This window comes from Pseudomonas syringae group sp. 26L6 (genome assembly GCF_032587815.1).
Lineage (GTDB): Bacteria > Pseudomonadota > Gammaproteobacteria > Pseudomonadales > Pseudomonadaceae > Aquipseudomonas > Aquipseudomonas amygdali.
On record NZ_JAWHPJ010000003.1, the window covers coordinates 206,942 to 227,465 of the forward strand.

Annotated in this window: 20 protein-coding genes; 15 read left to right on the forward strand and 5 right to left on the reverse strand. The window is 57.1% G+C overall.

Annotated features, from left to right (window positions below; genetic code table 11):
• Positions 1-213: 213 nt before the first annotated feature.
• The 10 genes from RYA97_RS01805 to RYA97_RS01850 all read left to right on the forward strand — a co-directional run bounded on the left by RYA97_RS01805 (position 214) and on the right by RYA97_RS01850 (position 10,874).
• A complete protein-coding gene (locus tag RYA97_RS01805) occupies positions 214-867 on the forward strand; it encodes a YjfI family protein (protein WP_005744651.1) in 654 nt (217 codons plus the stop codon).
• 26 nt (positions 868-893) lie between these two features.
• On the forward strand, positions 894-1,601 hold the full coding sequence (locus tag RYA97_RS01810) for a PspA/IM30 family protein (protein ID WP_005744650.1): 708 nt from the start codon (positions 894-896) through the stop codon (positions 1,599-1,601).
• A 30-nt stretch (positions 1,602-1,631) separates the two neighbouring features.
• Complete coding sequence (locus RYA97_RS01815) at positions 1,632-2,186, forward strand: rhomboid family intramembrane serine protease (RefSeq protein WP_002554497.1); 555 nt, start codon at positions 1,632-1,634, stop codon at positions 2,184-2,186.
• A gap of 80 nt (positions 2,187-2,266) precedes the next feature.
• A complete protein-coding gene (locus RYA97_RS01820; RefSeq protein ID WP_117139678.1) occupies positions 2,267-2,932 on the forward strand; it encodes a DUF2491 family protein in 666 nt (221 codons plus the stop codon).
• A gap of 13 nt (positions 2,933-2,945) precedes the next feature.
• A complete protein-coding gene (locus tag RYA97_RS01825; RefSeq protein ID WP_005744647.1) occupies positions 2,946-3,371 on the forward strand; it encodes a DUF350 domain-containing protein in 426 nt (141 codons plus the stop codon).
• Positions 3,372-3,397: 26 nt separating this feature from the next.
• Positions 3,398-4,144 (forward strand): DUF1190 domain-containing protein, encoded by a 747-nt coding sequence (locus RYA97_RS01830; protein WP_002554494.1) that lies wholly within the window; start codon positions 3,398-3,400, stop codon positions 4,142-4,144.
• 11 nt (positions 4,145-4,155) lie between these two features.
• Positions 4,156-5,313, forward strand: coding sequence for a glutathionylspermidine synthase family protein (locus tag RYA97_RS01835; RefSeq protein WP_117139677.1), 1,158 nt, complete (start codon positions 4,156-4,158; stop codon positions 5,311-5,313).
• 505 nt (positions 5,314-5,818) lie between these two features.
• Complete coding sequence (locus tag RYA97_RS01840) at positions 5,819-7,174, forward strand: DUF1329 domain-containing protein (RefSeq protein WP_004660798.1); 1,356 nt, start codon at positions 5,819-5,821, stop codon at positions 7,172-7,174.
• A gap of 232 nt (positions 7,175-7,406) precedes the next feature.
• Positions 7,407-8,456, forward strand: coding sequence for a YCF48-related protein (locus tag RYA97_RS01845; RefSeq protein ID WP_117139676.1), 1,050 nt, complete (start codon positions 7,407-7,409; stop codon positions 8,454-8,456).
• Between the two features lie 27 nt (positions 8,457-8,483).
• The gene (locus tag RYA97_RS01850) at positions 8,484-10,874 is read left to right on the forward strand and encodes an efflux RND transporter permease subunit (protein ID WP_054996545.1); all 2,391 of its coding nucleotides are present in this window, start codon (positions 8,484-8,486) and stop codon (positions 10,872-10,874) included.
• 187 nt (positions 10,875-11,061) lie between these two features.
• On the opposite strand, the gene RYA97_RS01855 is transcribed toward RYA97_RS01850, so the two are convergent.
• The 5 genes from RYA97_RS01855 to RYA97_RS01875 form a co-directional block, all read right to left on the reverse strand.
• Positions 11,062-11,502, reverse strand: a complete 441-nt coding sequence (locus tag RYA97_RS01855; RefSeq protein WP_080544533.1) for a hypothetical protein — start codon at positions 11,500-11,502, stop codon at positions 11,062-11,064.
• Positions 11,499-12,425, reverse strand: coding sequence for a DUF6402 family protein (locus RYA97_RS01860; protein WP_117139675.1), 927 nt, complete (start codon positions 12,423-12,425; stop codon positions 11,499-11,501). The genes RYA97_RS01855 and RYA97_RS01860 overlap by 4 nt, the downstream gene beginning before the upstream one ends.
• A gap of 5 nt (positions 12,426-12,430) precedes the next feature.
• Positions 12,431-13,015 (reverse strand): PAAR domain-containing protein, encoded by a 585-nt coding sequence (locus tag RYA97_RS01865; RefSeq protein WP_005746764.1) that lies wholly within the window; start codon positions 13,013-13,015, stop codon positions 12,431-12,433.
• 330 nt (positions 13,016-13,345) lie between these two features.
• Entirely contained in the window at positions 13,346-14,059 is a 714-nt protein-coding gene (locus RYA97_RS01870) for a FadR/GntR family transcriptional regulator (RefSeq protein WP_002554489.1), read from the reverse strand.
• A 93-nt stretch (positions 14,060-14,152) separates the two neighbouring features.
• Entirely contained in the window at positions 14,153-15,895 is a 1,743-nt protein-coding gene (locus RYA97_RS01875) for an IlvD/Edd family dehydratase (RefSeq protein WP_002554488.1), read from the reverse strand.
• A 214-nt stretch (positions 15,896-16,109) separates the two neighbouring features.
• Between RYA97_RS01875 and RYA97_RS01880 the strand changes: the two genes are divergently transcribed.
• The 5 genes from RYA97_RS01880 (at position 16,110) to RYA97_RS01900 (ending at position 20,485) form a co-directional block, all read left to right on the forward strand.
• A complete protein-coding gene (locus tag RYA97_RS01880; RefSeq protein ID WP_057402602.1) occupies positions 16,110-17,423 on the forward strand; it encodes an MFS transporter in 1,314 nt (437 codons plus the stop codon).
• A 35-nt stretch (positions 17,424-17,458) separates the two neighbouring features.
• Entirely contained in the window at positions 17,459-18,451 is a 993-nt protein-coding gene (gene araD1 / locus RYA97_RS01885) for an AraD1 family protein (protein WP_004418549.1), read from the forward strand.
• A 127-nt stretch (positions 18,452-18,578) separates the two neighbouring features.
• Positions 18,579-18,863, forward strand: coding sequence for a DUF5629 family protein (locus tag RYA97_RS01890; RefSeq protein WP_003368505.1), 285 nt, complete (start codon positions 18,579-18,581; stop codon positions 18,861-18,863).
• A gap of 79 nt (positions 18,864-18,942) precedes the next feature.
• Entirely contained in the window at positions 18,943-20,115 is a 1,173-nt protein-coding gene (locus RYA97_RS01895) for a lactonase family protein (RefSeq protein ID WP_057405015.1), read from the forward strand.
• 175 nt (positions 20,116-20,290) lie between these two features.
• On the forward strand, positions 20,291-20,485 hold the full coding sequence (locus RYA97_RS01900; protein ID WP_004665916.1) for a hypothetical protein: 195 nt from the start codon (positions 20,291-20,293) through the stop codon (positions 20,483-20,485).
• The last annotated feature ends 39 nt before the right edge of the window (positions 20,486-20,524 follow it).

Sequence of the window (20,524 nt, forward strand, 5' to 3'; positions counted from 1 at the left end):
AATTGTGAGAAAGGCGCTGTCCGCTGATGCGGACAGCGCTTTTTTTTTGGAGTGTGCGTCGCCGTGCGGTGTTTTGACTATTGTGCCAACGCGGGGCGTGGAAACGAGAATTTTGGCGTCCATAAAAATCTCACATGTGATGCGTATCTATCTTCAAAAACATCTGATACGTTGCTCACCTGATCCACGGCCAGCAGCAAGGGGGAAGCGCCAATGCCTCGTAAAACCCAGGGCGATAACGCAGCGGTCCCGGCCAAGGCTTCGAAGAGCTCCACCGATTACATGCGTGAAATGCGTCTGCGACTCAAAGAGGCGGGGCTGGTCAAGCGGGAATTCTGGATCCGGCCCGAGAACGTCGATGCCCTGCGTGGCATTGAAAAAGCCTTAAGACAGCCCTTTTTGGGCGACAGAATAAAACTGGAGGATTTCATGACCGAGAATACCCACTGGACCATCAGCTCTCTGCAGAAGGCACTTTGCGAACTGGAACTGGTGACGAACGGCAAGATCGAGCTCGATGTGACCGAGGGCGATGCCTCGGGCATCAGGCTGACCATGGCCGACTACGGCGACCTGCCGATCTACATCGCCGTGGAAGGCGAGCAGATTCTCGCCGATGCGACCTTGATCGAGGTGAACAAGATCAAGAACGTGCAGGCGTTCAACGATGTCGTCCTGCGCAGCCGCGATCTGTTTCCGCTGTCATCGGTCGGTATCGAAAAGCTGGGTGACGGTCAGGAAGTCTACTGCCTGTTTGGCGCGTTGAGCGCAGCATCGTCGCTCACAGTGGTGGTGCAGGAAATCCTTACCCTCGCGGACAACGTGATCCGTGCGGCCGATGCTTTTGAAGATCATTTCATCTACTGAACAGCGCTGTCAGGCGGAGACTATTCATGACTACGAGTATCTGGAAAAAACTGGTGACCGCCGTTCGTGGTGGCGCTTCCGAAGTGGGCGAGTCGATTGCCGATGCCAATGCCATCCGCATTCTGGATCAGGAAATTCGTGACGCCGACAATGCGCTGGTCAAGGCCCGCGACGGGCTGATTACCATCAAGGCCAAGCACAAGCTCTCGGCACAGCGTCTTGAAGAACACGCCACCAGCATCGCCAACTGGGAAGGCCGCGCCATGCAGGCTCTGAACAAGGGTGAAGAAGCGCTGGCTGTGGAGTGCGCGAACAAGATCGCCGAGATCGAGGCCCTGCGTGATCAGGAGCAGGAACTGGCCGATCAGTTCAACAAGCAGGTCAGCCTGCTGCAAGAACAGGTGGGCAAGGCCGAATCGCGAATCAAGAGCCTCAAGCAGCAGGTCGAGATGGCCAAGGCCCGTGAAACCGTGCAAAAGGCTCGCGTTGCAACGGCCACTGCAACCGGTGGTGCCAGCGGCGCAGTCGAAACCGCAGTAGGCTCGCTGGCGCGTCTCAAGCAACGTCAGGATGAACAGGACGCCAAACTCGAAGCGGCCGAAGAACTGGCCAGCCAGTCCAGCGGCAGCGATCTGGAGCGTCGTCTGCAGGATGCAGGTATTGGTGCCAAAAGTGGCGGTGCGCAAGATGTGCTGGCACGTCTGAAAGCCAAAAACCAGACGCCGGCTCAGTAAGCGACGCCACAGGGCAGGCGAGGGTGGTGAATGGAGTTTTCCAAACGACTCAAGGTCATCCTCGCCTTGGCAGCAGTTATGATTGCGGTGCAAGTACTGAACTCGATCACCGGCAACGGCCTGATTCATTTCGGTATCATTCCGCGCAATGCGACCGGGTTGCGCGGCATTGTGTTTGCGCCTTTTCTGCACGGTTCGATTCAGCACTTGCTCAGCAACCTGCTGCCGTTCATTGTGCTGAGCTGGCTGGTCGCCACCGAGGGTGTCAGGCGTTATGCGTGGGTCGCCGGGCTGGTCTGTCTGCTGGGCGGGTTGCTGGTCTGGAGCTTCGGTCGCAGCAATATCCATGTCGGTGCGAGCGGTCTGATTTTTGGTTTGTGGGCTTACCTGCTCGCGCGGGCATGGTATCAGCGCAGTATCGCCAGCGTGCTGGTCGCGCTGTTGGTGCTGGCGGGCTACAGCGGACTGGTTTTCGGCTTTGTCCCGGTAGCTGGCATATCGTTTGAATCACATATTGCCGGCGCACTGGCGGGTATTTGTGTAGCGTGGCTGATGCATTCCAAGGCATTGCTGGCGCAGAAGTGAGCCAGTCTTTTGAACAGTGTGTTTATTCCGGTTAAAGACATGTCCATACCGGCTCCAGTCGACTTCAAGGGAACTGCACTATGAGTTGGTTCAAACGTGCCATGGGGCTGGAAGCACCCAAGGCATCAGGTCGTGATGGCGTGCAATCCGTCAACACGGTCAGCCCGTTAGGGTTGGCGTCCGGTCGCATGTTGTGTCTGGACAGCTCGTTGAAGCTGTTGCTCGACGGGCATTCGCAAGTGGTTGTTCCAGGCGATGAAAAGGTCTGGGCCGTGGGGCGCGTAGATCTGGGCCAGTCGATGGCGTTGCATCGCTTCTACCTGGATAACGAGGACTACTTCCTGCAGGTGGTCAGCAACGGCCCCAATCCGGAAGACGTGCAGGACATCATTCTGTTCGGTTACTACAGCGCCGAGCCGATCACCAGCAAGGATGAGTTGCTGCGCCTGACCGGTCCTTCGTCGAAGATCGGCCTGCCCACCTACGAACACGATGGCGAGGTATTCGAACGGCAATGGGGCACGTCGCCCGGCCAGACCGAGCTGACGCCGCTGGATGAGGACATTGTCAGCCCTGATGCTGCGTATCGCGTCAAACACCTGAGCATGCTGTACGCCCGCGAAACGGGGCTGATCAACCGCCGCGAGTTTCTGCTGTTTTCCGTCGAGGAAGACGAAGAGGGCAGCATTACCCTCACCACGGCCGTTGGCATAACGCTGCAATCCACTGATATCAACGTTCTTTGACAAGGAAATCTTCATGATCGACGCGCTGCGTATGTCGCTCAATGCCCCTGCCGTGATTGGCTTCATCCTGTACATTCTGGTAGCGGCCATTCTGTTCGCCCTGTTCCAGTTCATCTACAGCAGGATCACGCCGCACAAGGAATTTGCGCTGATCCGCGAGAACAACAGTGCTGCCGCGTTGGCGTTGGGTGGTTCGCTGATCGGTTTCGCACTGCCAGCCAGCAACATCATCAGTTACAGCATCAGCATTCTGGATGTGATCGTCTGGGTGGTGATTGCAGCCGTTGTGCAACTGCTGGCGTTCGGTGTTACCAGCCTGGTGCTCAAGGGCCTGTCGACACGTATTGCCAAGGGCGAAATGGCTGCCGCCATTTACTCGGCCAGCGTCGCAATCAGCGTCGGTCTTCTCAACGCAGCCTGCATGACCCCTTCGGTCTGACGGCAGCTTGAACAAGGAGACTCACGATGAGACGCAGTTCAGTAAAGCTGGTACTTGCCAGCACGCTTCCGCTGGCCCTTGCCGGGTGTGGCCCGTCGCAAGACAAGGATACTTTCAACGCGCAGGCCAACTTCAGTTCGGTGCAGGAGTGCGTTGATGCCAAAGTGCCGGTAAATGTCTGTTCGGATGCCTACATGCAGGCGCTGTCCGACCATCGCCGCATAGCGCCGACCTATGATGACAAGGCGTCTTGCGACGCGGACTTTGTACCGGATTATTGCCAGGTCACTTCGGATGGCAAGTACATGCCGAAACTCGGCGGCTTTGAGCTGGGTTTTTCCGGGCGTGTGCCCAAAGAGGCGCTGGACCGGGCCAATCAGGAAGTCGCCCAGTCCGCTCCAGCAGGCATGAGCGGCACCACCGGGCTGATGGCCGGTCTGCTGATCGGTAATCTGCTCAGCAATGGCTTCGGCAACAATCGCTATTACTCGCAACCTATCTACCAGACGCGCGATGACCGCGGCGGTTACTACAGCTCGTCCTTGCCAAGTCAGATTGATCGCGGCAAAACCTTTGGCCGTTCGACCCAGGCGCAATCCAGTCCGGATCGCAGCTATGGCAAGAGCACACTGGGGCGTAACCTGGGCAGTTCGGGCTCCGGCTCGTCCTCGGTGTCGTCGACTATCTCGCGCGGCGGATTCGGCAGCCAGGCCTCGGCACGCAGTGGCTGGGGCGGCAAGAGCAGCGGTGGCAGCAGCAGTTTCGGAGGCTGACGGTCCGGGCCATGAAAAAGATCAGTATCGAGGAACGCCCGGACTGGCGCGCAACGGCGGAACGTGAAGGGTTCAACTTTCACACCATCGACGGCGAGCGCTATTGGGATGAGCGCGGGTATTATCTGTTCACCGAGCAGCAGATTACCCGCGACCTTGAAGTGCCTACCCAGGAACTTCACCAGATGTGTCTGGACGCAGTAGCGCGGGTGGTGGACAGCGAAGAGTTGTTGCACCGCCTGGCGATTCCGGAAGCGTTCTTTGATGTGATCCGCGCGTCATGGAAACAGGGGCATCCACACCTTTACGGGCGCTTCGACTTTGCCTACGACGGCAGGGGCCCGGCAAAGATGTACGAAATCAATGCTGATACGCCCACCAGTCTGATGGAGGCAGGTGCGTTCCAGTTGCTTTGGCTGGACGAGCAGATGGCGCGCGGTGTTCTGCCCGCGCATGCCAGCCAGTTCAATTCGATTGCCGAGGATCTTGTTCGGGCGTTTGCCGAGTTTCCGGGGGTGAGCCCGTTCTACTTTTCGGCGATGTCCGGCTCTGTCGAGGATCGTGGTACTACCGACTTTCTGCGGCGCATGGCTGCGCACGTGGGCATTGATGCCCGGCATATCGATATCGAGGACATCGGGCTCAGTGCCGAGGGGCGTTTTGTCGACCTGGACGGACGCTGGATCGAGCGGCTGTTCAAACTTCACGCTTGGGAACATATCTTTCACGAGGAGTTTGGCCAGCACGTTCCAGCCAGTGGCACTCAGTTCGTTGAACCTGCCTGGAAGTCGATTCTCAGCAACAAGGGAATTCTGCCGTTGTTGTGGCAGTTCAATGAGGGCCATCCGAACCTGCTGCCTTCGCGCGTCGATCAGGACCCGAGCAGACCGGTTCCCAAGGGCTGGGTACGCAAACCCTACTTTTCTCGTGAAGGTGCCAACATTGAAATGCGCACGCCTGGCGATCAGGTGATTTCAGTCGATGGGCCTTACACTGATGCGCCTTATATTTTGCAGGCGTACTCGCCGCTGCCGCGATTCGGTGACAGCTACACGCTGATCGGCTCCTGGGTCATCGGCGACCTTGCCTCCGGAATCGGCATTCGCGAAGACGACAGTCTGATCACCAAGGACACCAGCCGGTTCCTGCCCCACGTGGTCATCGACTGAACGCTGCTTATTCTCAATAAGTGTTACTTGTCCAATACACGTAACACCCTCGCTGTTACCGAACGTTTATAGAGTCCGCAATGACCGGCATCAAGCGGTTACTATTTTGATGCTATGTCTGACAATCACACAGGCTGTGCTCGTGTTTTTAATTCTGGCGATACAGAAGGTCCGTTAATGAACTGATCTGTACCGGCTCTCTATGTTGATCTGTATGTTGACGCTTATTGGCATTCGCGTTGCATTACTGCGGACAACTCTGGGTGCCTGCTGTGTCGGTCATCTTGTAAGGTATCGTAAGTTTAGGAAGTTTCCTACAGACTCTTGCCTGACCTCCACAGTGTTCGCGGGATCAATAATTACATTGACGGGTTCATCCGTTTAATAAGTCTTTATGAACGGGCGGTAAGTTTATTCGTCTCTCACGACACCTCGTTTACATCGCAAATACTATCGGCCTGAGTTCGGACACTTGTCCCGGACAGGCCACGCAAGGAGAGCCCACATGCTCATGAAACAACTGCCGGGGTTCGCGCTGGCGATGCTGCTCGCGCTCAACACCAGTCTGGCAGCTGACGCTACGCTGCTCGGAAACCGCCTGACACCGCTGGGAGGCGAGGTGGCGGGTAACGCAGCAGGGACCATCCCGCCATGGCGCGGCGGAATCACTCGGCCTCCGCCTGGATACAAGGGCTCAGGTACGCGGCATGTCGACCCGTATGCCGCAGACAAGCCCTTGTTCACTATTACGCACGCCAATATGCAGCACTATCGCAGCTACCTGACACCTGGGCAGGTGGCGATGTTCGAAACCTGGCCTGATAGTTATCAGATGCCGATATACACCACCCGACGTTCCGGGTCGGCACCGCAATGGGTGTACGATAATACACGGCATAATGCACAAAACGCCCGGTTGATCGGTGGCGGTAACGGTTTTATCGATGCCTATGGCGGCATTCCATTTCCTGTTCCGGAAAAGGGTATTCAGGCTGTGTGGAATCATATTGCCCGCTATCGCGGTCATTACGTGGTGCGAGGGACTTCGGAGGTCGCCATACAGCGTGACGGCAGTTTCAAATTAAACACCTCGCGTCAGAAAGTGCTGTTCCGCTTTTATGACCCCGCGGGCAGTTTTGCCAGTCTGGATAATGTGCTGTTTTATTACCTGTCGTTTATCCAGTGCCCGACCCGCATGGCCGGTTCCGCCGTGCTGGTCCATGAAACACTTGATCAGGTGCAGGAGCCTCGGCAAGCGTGGGCTTACAGTGCTGCGCAACGTCGGGTGAGACGGGCGCCGAGTCTGGCTTACGATATGCCGATCCCGGCCTCCGAGGGGTTGCGTACCGCAGATGATACCGACATGTTCAATGGTTCGCCGGACCGTTACGAGTGGACGTTGCTGGGCAAACGCGAAATTTATATTCCTTACAACAACTACCGGATATCCAGCCCTGATATTACCTACCGACAGTTATTGCAGGTCGGCCACCTCAACCCGGCTTATACGCGCCATGAGTTGCATCGTGTATGGGTGGTGGAGGGCAGGCTCAAACCTACCGCGCGGCACGTCTACTCCCGGCGCACGCTGTACCTGGATGAAGACAGCTGGCAGGCCGCAGTTGTCGATCAATATGACGGCAGAGGACAATTGTGGCGGGTCTCCATGGCGTACCTGAAAAACTATTACGAGCTACCGACCACCTGGTCTGCACTGGACGTTTTCCATGATTTGCAGGCACGCCGTTACCACGTACAGAACCTGGACAATCAGGAGCCCGGCACCAGTGATTTCTCCCAGCCTGTGCCCAGCGTAAATGCCTTCAAACCCGCCGCATTGCGTCGCCGGGGTATTCACTGACAGGCGTCTGGGGAAGCTGCGCGATTAACCATCGTGATGATCCATCAATCACATTCGTGCGCTTAACAAAAGATAACGACATGTCGATTGTCAGGCATTTGCAAAGCTGCCTAGGATGAACGGTCTTCCACACAGGTAAAGCCGGACGGCTGTGGACGTCCGGGTCAATACGAGTCGGTTGGTACCCGCAGTCGAAAGCAGCCACCTGATAATAATAAGAGCGGAGAAGTTCATGCGTGCCCCTTTCCATCGACGTATCCGGTTATACGCGGGCCTGCCCCTGGTGATTTTTACTTCATGTTCTTTTGCCGTCTCTGCAACGGCCGGGTCCGACTCTGCATCGACATCAGCCGCTGCTGCAGACAAGGCTGTTTATGCTGTCGAATCGGCCAGAGCCTCACGCGGTTTGTTGCTGGACGTCGCCCATGCCGGCGCACGGCTGGTCGTGGTGGGTGATCATGGGCATATTCTGTTCTCCGATGATCAAGGCAAGACCTGGAGCCAGGCTCGCGTGCCGACCCGTCAGCTGTTGACGGCTGTGTTTTTCGTGGATGAACAGCATGGCTGGGCGGTGGGTCATGACGCACAGATACTGGCCAGTAACGATGGTGGCAAGAGCTGGAGCAAGCAGTTCGAGGACTTGAAGCGCGAGGCGCCACTGCTGGACGTCTGGTTCAAGGACCTCGACACCGGTTTTGCCGTGGGCGCTTACGGTGCGCTGTTGAGCACCGTTGATGGCGGTCAGCATTGGGAAGATGTCAGCGAGCGGCTGGACAACGAAGACCAGTATCACCTGAACAGCATTGCTCAGGTCAAAGACGCAGGCCTGTTCATTGTCGGCGAGGCGGGCAGCATGTTTCGCTCAAGTGACCAGGGGCAGACCTGGGAGAAACTCGAAGGCCCCTATCAAGGCTCGCTATTCGGCGTGATCGGCACGGCTCAGCCTTCTACGCTGCTGGCTTATGGTTTGCGCGGCAATCTGTTTCGTTCCAGCGATTTTGGTGACAGCTGGCAGCCTATAGAACTGAAGGGCGCACGCGGCCCGGTCGAGTTCGGTCTGGCCAGCGCCACATTGCTGGCCGGTGGTTCGCTGGTGCTGGTCGGTAACGGCGGTAGCGTCATGCGCAGCAATGATGATGGCGAAACGTTCGAGGTGTTCAATCGGCCCGATCGCATCTCGCTGGCCGGGGTCACCGGCAACCTTCAAGGCAATCTGATTCTGGTAGGACAAGGCGGCGTGCGCGTCACCTCGCCGACGGGCGCCGATACGACCCAACAATAAGACCTTTCAGGGCGGGGACATTCCGGCATGAGCACTGTTCAACACACGCAACACTCGGACGAAAAGGCAACCTTCCTTGAACGCCTGATTTTCAATCATCGCCCTGCGGTGATTATCCTTTGTCTGCTGGCGAGTATTTTTCTGTTCTGGCAGGCCACGCAGGTTCGGCCTTCCACCAGTTTCGAAAAAATGATCCCCCTGTCTCATCCGTTCATTCAGAACATGATGAAGCACCGCAACGATCTGGCGAACCTGGGCAATACCGTGCGCATCTCTGTCGAGGCGGTGGATGGCGATATTTTCTCCAAAGAGTACATGGAGACCCTGCGCCAGATCAGTGACGAGGTGTTTTACATTCCCGGGGTGGACCGCTCGGGTCTCAAATCGCTCTGGAGCCCCAGCGTGCGCTGGACCGAAGTGACGGAAGAGGGGTTTGCAGGGGGCGAAGTCATACCGCAGAGTTACAACGGCTCGGACGCCAGTCTGGATCAGTTACGCAACAACGTGCTCAAGTCCGGGCAGGTCGGGCGACTGGTCGCCAACGATTTCAGGTCGAGCATTATTGAGGTTCCGCTGCAGGAGTCTTACCCGGATCCGGCAGACCAGGGCACTTTGCTGGCGCTGGACTACCAGCAATTCTCTCATCAGCTTGAAGAGAAGATCCGCGACAAATACCAGGCACAAAACCCCCATATCAAGATTCATATCGTCGGTTTCGCCAAGAAAGTCGGCGACTTGATTGACGGTCTGTTCATGGTGGTGATGTTCTTTGGCATCGCGTTTCTGATCACTCTGGTATTGCTGATCTGGTTCACCCGTTGTATCCGCAGTACCGTAGCGGTTCTGAGCACCACGCTCATTGCGGTGATCTGGCAACTGGGGCTGATGCACGTCGTCGGCTTCGGTATTGACCCGTATTCGATGCTGGTGCCGTTTCTGATTTTTGCTATCGGCATCTCTCACGGCGTGCAGAAAATCAACGGTATCGCCCTGCAATCCAGCGAGGCCGAAAACGCTCTGACTGCTGCGCGTCGCACGTTTCGTCAGCTGTTTCTGCCGGGCATGATCGCCATTCTGGCTGATGCCGTCGGGTTCATCACGTTGCTGATCATCGACATCGGCGTGATCCGCGAACTGGCCATCGGCGCGTCCATAGGCGTTGCGGTGATCGTGTTCACCAACCTGATTCTGTTGCCCGTGGCCATTTCCTACGTGGGTATCAGCAAACGGGCGGTGAGCCGTAGCAAGCAGGATGCGGTCTGCGAGCATCCTTTTTGGCGACTGCTGTCGAACTTTGCCAGTGCCAAAGTCGCGCCGGTGTCGATTGTGTTGGCGTTGCTGGCCTTCGGTGGCGGGCTCTGGTACAGCCAGAACCTGAAGATCGGTGATCTGGACCAGGGCGCCCCTGAGCTGCGCCCCGACTCGCGCTATAACAAGGACAACGCGTTCATCATCAATCACTACTCGACCAGTTCCGATGTGCTGGTGGTCATGGTCAAGACAGCCCCCGAGGGCTGCTCGGCGTATTCGACTATGTCAGCGATCAACGAACTGGCCTGGAAGATGGAAAACACCCAAGGCGTGCAGTCAGCCATTTCGCTGGTGACCGTTTCCAAGCAGGTCATCAAGGGCATGAACGAGGGCAACCTGAAGTGGGAAAGCCTGTCGCGCAACAAAGACGTGCTGAACAACTCCATCGCCCGCGCCGATGGTTTGTACAACACCGACTGTTCCCTGGCCCCGCTGCTGGTATTCCTCAACGACCATAAAGCCGAAACCCTGGACCGTGCCGTACATGCCGTCCAGGACTTCGCCAAAGAGAACGACACGCCGGACCTGCAGTTCCTGCTGGCCGCAGGCAATGCCGGGATCGAGGCCGCGACCAACGAGGTCATCAAGCAGTCCGAGCTGGTCATTCTGGTGCTGGTCTACCTCTGCGTGGCAGCCATGTGCATGATCACTTTCCGCTCATGGGCCGCGACCCTGTGCATCGTCCTGCCGCTGGTGCTGACCTCGGTGTTGGGTAACGCGCTGATGGCGTTCATGGGCATCGGCGTCAAGGTCGCGACCCTGCCGGTTGTGGCGTTGGGAGTGGGGATTGGTGTCGATTACGGCATCTACATCTACAGCCGCCTGGAAAGCTTCCTGCGCGCCGGTCTGCCGCTCCAGCAAGCCTATTACGAAACCCTGAAGTCCACCGGCAAGGCCGTGCTGTTCACCGGTCTGTGCCTGGCTATCGGCGTGTGCACCTGGATCTTCTCGGCGATCAAGTTTCAGGCCGACATGGGCCTGATGCTGACCTTCATGCTGCTGTGGAACATGTTCGGCGCACTGTGGCTGCTGCCCGCGCTGGCACGGTTTCTGATCAAACCGGAGAAGATGGCGGGGAAAGTGGGCAATTCGCTGTTTTCACATTAAGGCTGTGGCGGCCTGTAACTCTGGGTCCTTTTAACTATTAACTATCGTGCCAATGCTCCGCGTTGGCACGCAGTTCGTGACGCTCTGCGTCACAAATTTGCGCCGCGTCGCTTACTTGGGACAGGACGCAGAGCGTCCTGAGCGTTGGAACGATCATTTAAAAACGTCCAGCATCGTGATGCTCTCGTTATTGAGGGCTTACTGGAGTAGGGCGGTCACCCAGACAATCAGGGAGATTGGGGCCAATTGAGATCATTCCAGCCGATACCTCACCCGATCCGCCCCCCCAGTCCAGCGGTCCACTCGCTGACGCCAGATCGTAAACCTCTGTCTCTGAAATCAACTCGCCAGTGCGATGATCATAGAGCCGAAAAAACGCAGGGTACTCCCACCAGGGTAGCCACCTTCTTGGCACCTCACTATCCGGGTGTGGCATCGAATGAAACATCATCGGAAGAACCCAGAGTGGTTTGAACAGCTCCACTCTGTAACAGCCTCCAGGGCTTATGTCAGGCTCGCCAGAGCGTTCCGCTAACCCTTTTTCCCACCATTCCGATGCGGTCCAGAGACTACCGGCGATAATAATGTAGGCTATAAAAAATTTGAGCCGTTGTGGAAGTGGTTTCATTTACGGACTCCCAACTTTATGATCTGATCAGATTTTTTCCACAAAATGTTTGAGTAAATAAAAAAATCGCCCCCTTGACCTGTGTCGCCACGATAGTTGCGAAAGTGGGAGTTTGTAACTGCAGCAAATGGTCCGTCTTTTAAACGGATGACCAGATTTCCTTGTGGCGTCAAGGCTATAGCGGTTTCTGCCTTGGTCAGCACGCGATCTTCTGTCCACGTGCCGAGATATTGTAATCCGCTAAAGTCGTAATGGTCCCGTATGTAGAAGCCTAGGTTTTTTATCTGGAAATACAGCTCGGTCTGCTGGGTGATGAAATTTTTCTTACTGAAAGCTCGTCCTGTAACACCAACTTTTAGTGTTGCAGACCCCAGCGCACCGTACATATCGTCCAGTGAGTCCCACGTACTGCCGAATATACGAAAATTTACTTGGGATAAAACATCTATCTGCCGAGAAGACAGTAAGTTGTTGCCCAGTTCAAATGAGCTATTCTCATCCCATCCGGCACGTTTCAAAAGTTTTCTCAATCTTTCAACCGCTTTTGCCGAGGATACGATGGACTCGGCCTCATCTACTGCTTCCCGACAACGCTCAAACTGCATTGCCCACTCCATTTTTACAATACTTTCGTCACACTGTATTGCAGGTAAGCTCAAAGGGTCAGGTTGGGTTTTTGGCTCCTTCCACTCCTGCGGCATCTCCCACGCGGGACTGTCAAACCATCGCTGCATCAGCGCCGCTGCCGTGTTCCAACCCATGCTGCGCATGGCTCCGGGTATGCGGGAGAGGGCCAGGCTTTGGATGATGACTTCTTTGGCCGGGGTGTCTGTCGGGGCGTAGGTGTGTGAGGCGCCTTGGGGCAAGGCGAAGTAAGTGTCGGGGCCCAAGGCGTTGGTACGCTGGAAATCGTTCAGAGACATTGAGGTTACTCCATGACCGGCCAAGGGGCGGTGGTTGCGAGTTGCAGTGCGATGACAGCCGGGCTTTTATGGCTGCGGCTGTAGCCTTGCAGGTCAAGCGCGCCAACGCAGGTGCAGCGTTGGTCTTGCATCACCACATAGCCCAGATGACCAAGGCTGGAGCGTTGTTGATTGAACAGACGAAAACGTTCGTCGCACATGATTGACTCTCGCTGGCCCACCAGCGAATTAACTGAATGCACAACCCGATCCACCACACTTTCGCTGGCCACACCCTGATCATTACCAACCGAAGGATCGGGCGCAGACTGCACAACACTCGACTGCCTCTCAACCCGAAAGAAACTTTGTTGCCTGGATATCAACCGAGCCCCGCAACTGGTCAGGTCGCCTTCCAGTGCGATGATGTTTCCTTCGATATGAAAGCTGTTTTCTTCGCCGATGATTTTGCTGGCACCATGCAGTGGGCAGATGACGTCACAGCCTCTGTGCGCCACGGGGAAACCATTGATGCGCTTTGTTTGATCGCCGTTGATAACAGACCCTCCGTGGTCTGTGGTATCGCCCTGAACGATGGCCAGAAGTTTCATGCAATGCTCCTTGCACACTTTTTTATCAGCAGCACGAGTCTCTGACGTCTGATAGGTTTAATCGACGTTTATGAACAGGCGCAGCGTTTTAATTAATGTGCAGGGAGAGATATCATTACTTTATGTTTTCGGAAATGACGGAGCGTCATTTGCGATAATTAAGGACTGAGCTTACGCTGGGCTGATAAGGCTCTTACAAATAGTATGGATATTTCCCACATAAATAGAATATTCAGAGGCGGGTACCAGCAATAAGGAGGATTCGCCCTATTTGATCAATAAACACGGCGAACATACAGACTCAAAGCGTTATCGACTCAGTCGAGCCCATCAACCGCCGCCCAGGACCACACTCAGCGCATTGCGCGCATCGTCCAGTTGCACCAGCGAAGCGTGGCGTGCGCCCAGTGCGTCGCGGTTCTGGATGGCGGTGAGGATGGCTTTGTGGCGGGGCATGGCCAGTTCGTGCAGGTTGGGGCGTTTGTTGGAGTATTTGAGCGCTTCACGCAACGCCAGCGACAGCATGTTGCACAAGTGCGCCAGCAGGTCGTTATGGGTGGCATCGGCGATGCGGCTGTGGAAGTCGAGATCGGGTTGCAGCAGGTCTTCCGGGGTCGGTGCGGCCTCCATGCGCAGGTAGGCTTCGTGAATCGACTCGATTTCTGCGTCCGTGGCATGTTGCGCAGCCAGTGCTGCAACAGCCGGTTCGATGACTGCGCGCACACTGGTCAGCAGGTTGAAGAATTCATTCTGCGGCGAACTTTGCATCACCCAGTGCAGCACATCCGGGTCCAGCAGGTGCCATTCGCGTCGGGCCTTGACCACCGTGCCGACACGCGGCCGCGAGTAGACCAGCCCCTTGGCGACCAGAACCCGTGTGGCTTCGCGCAGTACCGGGCGGCTGACGGCGTACTCTTCACAGAGCAGCGCTTCGGCAGGCAGCTTTTCGTCAGGCTTGAAACGGCCGGATACGATTTGCATGCCCAGTTCCTGAACAATGCGCGCGTGCATGCTTTTTCGGTCGGAAGGCTTTCGATAATCCATGAGAGCGCAATTGGGTCCTGGCAGTGATTGCTGGGCATCATACCATCGCACAACAGTGACGGCGGTCGCCAGAACAAGGGACCGCCGCTTCTTTTAGTGCGAGTGGCGAGGCACTTCTGAACCTCTGCAACCGACCAGAAAGTCGAAGTCACAGCCTTGATCCGCCTGCATCACACGGTCCACGTACAGTTGGCGATAGCCACCGAGTAACAGCTGCTGCGGTGCCTGCCAATCGGCGAGGCGTGCGGCCAGTTCGGCTTCCGGGATGTCCAGATGCAGACGTCCGCCAGCGCAGTCCAGCTCGATCCAGTCACCTTCCTTGACCACCGCCAGCGGACCGCCGGCTGCGGCTTCCGGTGCCACATGCAAAACCACTGTGCCGTAGGCCGTGCCGCTCATACGTGCATCGGAAATACGCACCATGTCAGTCACGCCCTGCGCCAGCAGCTTGGCCGGAAGGCCCATGTTGCCGACCTCGGCCATGCCGGGATAACCCTTGGGGCCACAGTTCTTGAGGACCATGACCGACGTGGCGTCGATGTCCAGATCCGGATCGTTGATCCGCGCCTTGTACATTTCAAAGTTCTCGAACACCACCGCCCGGCCCCGATGCTGCATCAGTGCCGGGGTGGCGGCAGACGGTTTGAGCACTGCGCCGAGGGGGGCGAGGTTGCCGCGCAATACGCAGATACCGCCATCGGCGCGAATCGGATTGTCCAGCGCACGTATTACCTGGTCCTCGCCATAGATCGGTGAATTGCAGGTGTTTTCTCCAATGCTTTTACCATTGACCGTAAGTGCGTCCGGGTTGGGCAGCAAATTGGCTTCGTTCATGCGCCGCAGCACGGCAGGCAGGCCACCGGCGTAGTAAAACTCTTCCATCAGGAAGCGCCCTGAGGGTTGCAGGTCGACGATGGTCGGCATACCGCGGCCCATGCGCGACCAGTCGTCCAGGTCCAGGTCGACGCCGATGCGCCCGGCAATGGCCTTCAGGTGAATAACGGCGTTGGTCGAACCGCCGATGGCCGCATTGACCCGGATGGCGTTTTCGAATGCGGCCTTGGTGAGAATCTTCGACAGGCGAAGGTCTTCACGAACCATGTCCACCGCACGCATGCCGGACATGTGGGCCAGCACGTAACGTCGCGAATCCACCGCAGGAATGGCGGCGTTGTGTGGCAATGAAGTGCCCAGCGCTTCGGCCATGCAGGCCATGGTCGAGGCCGTGCCCATTGTGTTGCAGGTGCCTGCCGAGCGAGACATGCCGGCTTCGGCGGACAGGAATTCATCCAGGCTGATGGTGCCGGCCTTGTAGGACTCATGCATCTGCCAGACGATGGTGCCGGCGCCGATGTCCTTGCCCTGATGCTTGCCGTTGAGCATCGGTCCGCCAGTCACGACGATGGCGGGGATGTCGCAACTGGCGGCACCCATCAGCAGGGCAGGCGTGGTTTTGTCACAGCCAGTCAGCAGCACGACGCCATCGATGGGGTTGCCGCGAATCGCTTCTTCAACGTCCATGCTCGCCAGGTTGCGGGTGAACATCGCGGTAGGGCGCAGGTTGGATTCGCCGTTGGAAAACACCGGAAACTCGACCGGCCAGCCGCCTGCTTCGATCACACCACGTTTGACGTGCTCGGCGATCTGCCGGAAATGCGCGTTGCAGGGGGTCAACTCCGACCAGGTATTGCAAATGCCGATGATCGGTTTGCCTTGGAACTGATGGTCGGCGATACCCTGATTCTTCATCCAGCTACGGTACATGAAGCCATTCTTGTCAGCGGTGCCAAACCACTGGGCAGAACGGAGGGTCGGTTTTTTATCGGAGTCAGACATGATCGGCTCTCTTATTGTAAGACTTAATGGCGATGCTGCTGGCTAAGGTAAGCCTAAAAAACGCGTATTGGAAGAGTTGTCAGTTCAAATAGTATTACTATATAGTCAATCGTAGACGAGGGATCATCCTGGCATATGTGCATCTTCATTCAGCCCCCAGGCACAGAGGCGATCCCCGCAGGTTCCATAACAAAAACAATGGGAGACCGCCTACATGAGCCAGGAACTGCGGCTTATACGCCGCATTACGTTCAAACTGATTCCTTTCCTTATCCTGCTGTACCTGATCGCTTATGTAGACCGCTCTGCCGTGGGCTTTGCCAAGCTGCACATGGGCGCGGACATCGGTATCGGCGACGCCGCCTACGGGCTGGGTGCCGGCCTGTTCTTCATCGGTTACTTCCTGCTGGAGATCCCCAGTAACCTGATGCTCGAGCGTTTCGGCGCACGTCGCTGGTTCGCGCGGATCATGATCACCTGGGGCGCAATCACCATCGGCATGGCCTTCGTGCAGGGGCCACACAGCTTCTATGTGATGCGTTTTCTGCTGGGTGCAGCCGAGGCGGGATTCTTTCCCGGCGTGCTGTACTACATCACCCAATGGTTTCCGGTGCGCCATCGCGGCAAGATTCTTGGCCTTTTCATCCTCTCGCAACCCATCGCCATGATGATCACCGGGCCCGTTTCCGGCGGTTTGCTGGGCATGGACGGCATACTCGGTCTGCATGGCTGGCAATGGCTGTTCATCGTCATTGGTACGCCAGCGATTCTGCTGACCTGGCCGGTGCTGCGCTGGTTGCCGGACGGTCCGCAACAGGTCAAATGGATGGACCAGGCCGAGAAAGACTGGCTGACCGGTGAGCTGAAAAAGGACCTGGAAGAATACGGCCAGACTCGCCACGGCAATCCCTTGCACGCCTTGAAAGACAAGCGTGTGTTGCTTCTCGCGCTGTTCTATCTGCCAGTGACCTTAAGTATCTACGGTCTGGGCCTGTGGCTGCCGACGCTGATCAAACAGTTCGGTGGCAGTGATCTGACCACCGGCTTTGTGTCTTCGGTGCCGTACATTTTCGGCATCATTGGCCTGCTGATCGTGCCGCGCAGTTCCGACCGCCTCAACGACCGTTACGGGCATCTGGCCGTGCTGTATGTACTGGGTGCCATCGGCCTGTTCTGCAGCGCCTGGCTGACCCTGCCGGTGGCGCAGCTGGCTGCATTGTGCGTCGTGGCGTTCGCGCTGTTTTCCTGCACGGCAGTGTTCTGGACCTTGCCGGGGCGGTTCTTCGCGGGTGCCAGTGCCGCAGCCGGTATCGCGCTGATCAATTCGGTCGGCAACCTGGGCGGCTACATCGGGCCGTTCGTGATCGGTGCGTTGAAGGAAATCACCGGCAGCCTGGCATCGGGCCTCTATTTTCTGTCGGGCGTCATGGTCTTCGGGCTGCTGCTGACCGGCATCGTCTATCACGTGCTGGAGCGCAAGCATGTGCTGCCAGTGTCCGACTTCGCGGCGAGTGCCAAGGCGAGATAGGTTTTCAGCGGCCCATTATCTGGAAGGAGAATTTCATGCGGTTAGTACAGTTTGAATTGAGCGACGGTCAGCGCCGGGTCGGTCTGGTCGACGGTGATCAGGTACGTGAGGTCCAGGGTGTCGAAAGTGTTCGCGAGCTGGCGCTGGCGGCAATCGAGGCGGGTTCGGCTCTGGCGCACCAGGTCGAGCAGCGTGGCGTTGGCGAGACGCACGACTATTCGCAGTTGCTTGAGGAGTTGCGGATCCTGCCGCCGCTCGACCATCCTGATCCGGCGCACCTGCTGGTCAGCGGCACCGGGCTGACCCATCTGGGCAGTGCTTCGGCACGCGACAAGATGCACCAGCAGTCCGGAGACGAAGCTTCGATGACCGACACCATGCGTATTTTCAAATGGGGCGTTGAAGGCGGCAAGCCGGCTGCGGGGCAGGCCGGTGTTCAGCCAGAGTGGTTCTACAAAGGTGATGGCAGCATTGTCGTGCGCCCCGGACATTCGTTTTCGCTGCCGCCCTTTGCCGAAGATGGCGGGGAAGAGCCCGAGCTGAGCGGCCTGTATGTGATCGGTCATGACCGCAAGCCTTATCGCCTGGGCTTCGCCATCGGTAACGAATACTCCGATCACGTCATGGAGCGTCGCAACTACCTGTATCTGGCGCATTCGAAACTGCGTGCCTGTTCGTTCGGGCCGGAGTTGCGCGTGGGCGACTTGCCGCAAAGCCTGTCGGGCACCAGCCGGGTCTGGCGCGACGGCAAGGTGCTGTGGGAAAAAGAGTTCCTCAGTGGCGAAGCGAACATGTGCCACAGTCTGGAAAACCTTGAGTATCACCACTTTAAATACGCCCAGTTCCTCAGGCCCGGTGATGTGCATGTGCATTTCTTCGGCACCGCGACCCTGTCGTTTGCCGATGGCGTGCGCACCCAGCCGGGCGATCGTTTCGAGATCAGTCAGGCCGAGTTCGGCAAGCCGCTGGTCAACGGCCTGGCACCGAGCGAGCCGGTGTTTCAGCCGGGCGGCATCGGCAAGCTGTAAGCGCAGTCCCTGTTTGATTGCTCACCGTGCCAGCGCTCGGCGCTGGTACGGCTCTACTTGCGCTCCGACTGTATCTGCGCCTGCCTTTTGCCCTATCATTCGCGCTTTTGCAGGCCGGATAACTGTCATGACTACCACACCCACCACACTGCTCGCCGCACTCGAAGCCACCACCATGCTGGAAATCGACGGTCTGCACGCCTGGGACTTCTCTCTGGGCGAGGAACTGAACGTCGAATGCATGGACGGCCGTGAGCGCAAGGTATGGCGCTTCACCAAGGCGCAAGTCGATGCCGCGACCTTTGATGAATCCCTGCAAAGCTGGGTGATCAATGACGGCAATGCCGATCACCGGATCATCTGCCTGGATGCCTTTACCCCCTCCGATGAAGATGATTCCGCGCAGGATTGAGTAAATGCGGGCTGGCGCTGTCATAGACCCGACAGTGCCGTAACAGGCATCAATAATTTCGACAAAAAGGGATGCCCCCATGCCCCATAAATTTCTGCCGTGGCTGGCGATTGCCAGTGCCATGAGCGCGTTTACCCTGCAGGCCCAAGCCATGCCCGATACTGAATTGCTGATAGGTTCCTACACACAAGGCAAGAGTGAAGGGATCTATCGTTTTGCCTTCAACAGCGAAACCGGGATGATCGATGCCAAGCCGCTGCAAGTGGTCAAAACCGAAAACCCCTCGTGGCTGACCGTCTCCAGAGACCAGCGTTATCTGTTCGCGGTCAATGAAAACGGCCCAGGGCAAAAAGATGTGGTCGGTAAGGTCAGCAGCTTTGCAATCGACCCGAAAACCCGTCAGATCACGCCGATCAATCAGGTTCAAAGCCGCGGTGAAGAACCGACGCACTCCAGCCTGAGTTATGACGGCCGCTACCTGTTCGTTGCCAACTACGCAGTAAACCCTGAACCGGGCGGTGCGCTGACCGTGGTGCCGGTGGGTAAGGACGGCACGTTGAGCGAAGCCGTTCAGGTGCTGCCGCTGGGTCCTGGAAGCAAGGTCAACAGTGAGCGGCAGATGTCGTCCCATGTGCATCTGGCCGTGCCGACCCCGGATGATAAGTACGTAGTGAGCGCTGACTTGGGCGCTGACAAGCTGTTTGTGTATCGCTACGACGCGAGCCAGCCCAAGCCACTGCAGCCAGCCAAGGAGCCGACCGTGCAATTGCCGGGTGGCTCCGGACCACGTCACACCCTGTTCAGTGCTGATGGCAAGCATGCCTGGCTGGTGCTGGAAATGACGGCGCAGGTCGCGGTGTTTGACTATCATGACGGCGTCTTCAAGCAGACCCAACTGGTCGACATGAAGAACAAGGGCGTGGAAGAGAAAAACGGTGGTGGCGCCTTGCACACTTCACCGGATGGCAAGTTTCTGTACGTGACCAATCGGGGTGACGCGAATCAGGTCGTGGTATTCCGGATCGATCAGGCCAGCGGCAAGCTGGAAGAAATTCAGCGCCGTTCCCTGGAAGGCAAGGAGCCACGCGAGTTCGCCTTTGACCCGACTGGCAAGTACATGCTGTTCGCCAATCAGAAGAGCAACCAGATCGTGACCGTGCGCCGTGATCCGCAGAGCGGGAAGATCGGTGAAACTGTGCAGAAATTTGATGCAGATTCACCTTCTTATCTGCGTTTTCTGACTGACAAGTAAGCCTTTCCAGCTCCAGCCCTCTAGATACAAGGGCTGGAGCCGTTATCATTCTTGATGATATGGGTTAGTGCTACAAAAGATTTCTGCTGAACCACCCTCGGGCGTAAGTTTGAGTCACGGCCAAGACGGCTAACACTTCAAGCAAACGCTAACCGGATAACGAGGGGTGACCGACATGAATTTCAATCTTTTCTCCATCATTGCTGCATCGGCTGTTTCCGCAAGCGTTGCGCTTCCAGCCAGTGCCAGTGTCGATGTAACTGACAAAAAAGCCCACGCTGCTCAGACCTACACTCAGACCTACACCTCGAAATACCTGCAACAGAGCGCTAATTTCTACGCAGCGCTGGATCACAAATCCGCTCAATGATTCATCAGCCGTCACGCTTTCGCGAGCATGTTCGCCAAC